The sequence below is a fragment of the Nocardia sp. NPDC059228 genome (assembly GCF_042754245.1).
GTDB lineage: Bacteria > Actinomycetota > Actinomycetes > Mycobacteriales > Mycobacteriaceae > Nocardia.
Genome location: NZ_JBHZAL010000107.1, coordinates 1 through 1446, shown reverse-complemented (window position 1 = coordinate 1446; position 1446 = coordinate 1). Strand labels below are relative to the sequence as shown.

Here is a 1446-nt window from a genome sequence, read left to right as displayed (position 1 = left end):
AACCGCAGGTCGTAGCAGGTCGCCAGGCCCAGCACGGCGTCCGGCAGCGTGACGGTCGCCAGCTCGTCGCCCGCGCCCATCAGCGTCGCCTCGCCCTTGTCGAAGCCGAAGCGGTGGATCTTCCGGTACGAGCGCGCGAGTGCGCCGTCCGGGGAGATGACCAGCGCGGTGTTGTAGAGGTCGGCAGCGCCGTCCAGGACCGCCTCGGGGGCGCGTTCCACGATGGACCCGGCGTGCAGCCAGACACCCGCGTCGCGCGCCGCCTCCGACATCGCCCGGAACGTCGGACCGTCCAGCGTCTCCGCCTCGGCGGCGAACGACTCGTACGCGAAAGCACCCACCGGCCACAGCTCCGGCAGGACCACCAGATCCGCGCCCCGCTGCTCCCGTACCAGCGAAGCCGCGCGCTCCCTACGGGAATTGACCGATTCGTCCGGGTCTACTGCGATCTGGATGAGGGAGGCGCGCACACTACCACCGTCCTGGCATTCGAGCCGTCTACACGGGCCTACGATCGTCACACGAAAGCACTGCCGGGGTGCCAACGGGCAGCGTAACTTAGGCTCTCGAACCTCCCACGCAGCCCACAGCCCGCCGCCCGCAGCCAGCAGCCCAGCCCGCTAACCGCAGAACCGTCGAGGGGTCCCGTGACCGTCCATCCCAGCCTTCAGAACTACGCCGATGCCTGGTCCCACTCCATTGAAGCCATAGCCGAGCTGGTCCAGCCACTCGTCGAGGGCGAGTGGAACCGGCGCACGCCGTGCCCCGGCTGGTCGGTGCGGGACATCGTCTCGCACGTCATCGGTCTCGAATGCGAAATGCTCGGGGACCCGCGCCCCATCCACACACTGCCGCGCGACCTGTACCACGTACAGAGCGAGATCTCCCGCTACATGGAGATGCAGGTGGACGTACGGCGCCACCACACCGCTCCGGAGATGACCTCCGAGCTCGAATACACGATCATCCGGCGCAACCGCCAGCTGCGGAACGAGAACCGCGCGCCCGACGCCATGGTCCGCGCGCCCCTCGGCACCGAGCAGACGCTCGAACAGGCCATGCGGACCCGCGCGTTCGACATCTGGGTGCACGAGCAGGATCTGCGTACGACGCTGAGCAGGCCCGGCAACCTCGACTCGGCCGGTGCGCTGGTCACCCGTGACGTCCTCCTCGAAGCCCTCCCGAAGGTCGTCGCGAAGGACGCGGGCGCGCCGCCGAACTCGGCGATCGTCTTCGACGTGAGCGTTCCCGTGGTGTTCCTGCGGACGGTCGGCGTCGCCGCGGACGGCCGCGGCAGGATAGACGGCTCCCCCTCGCTCGGCCCCGCGGTGACGCTCACGATGGACTGGGAGACGTACTTCCGGCTGGCGTGCGGGCGGGTACGGGCCGCCGCGGTGCCGGACCGCATCAAGACGGACGGCGACACGGACCTGGCGGCGGCGATCC

The 1446-nt window shown here is 69.7% G+C and carries 2 protein-coding genes; one reads left to right on the top strand and one right to left on the bottom strand.

What is annotated here, in order from left to right; translation table 11 throughout:
• The coding region (locus tag ACFXKA_RS42760) for a nitrilase-related carbon-nitrogen hydrolase (protein WP_379431871.1) at positions 1 to 470 on the bottom strand (470 nt) is incomplete at its 3' end.
• 177 nt (positions 471 to 647) lie between these two features.
• Between ACFXKA_RS42760 and ACFXKA_RS42755 the strand changes: the two genes are divergently transcribed.
• The coding region (locus ACFXKA_RS42755) for a maleylpyruvate isomerase family mycothiol-dependent enzyme (protein ID WP_379431870.1) at positions 648 to 1446 on the top strand (799 nt) is incomplete at its 3' end.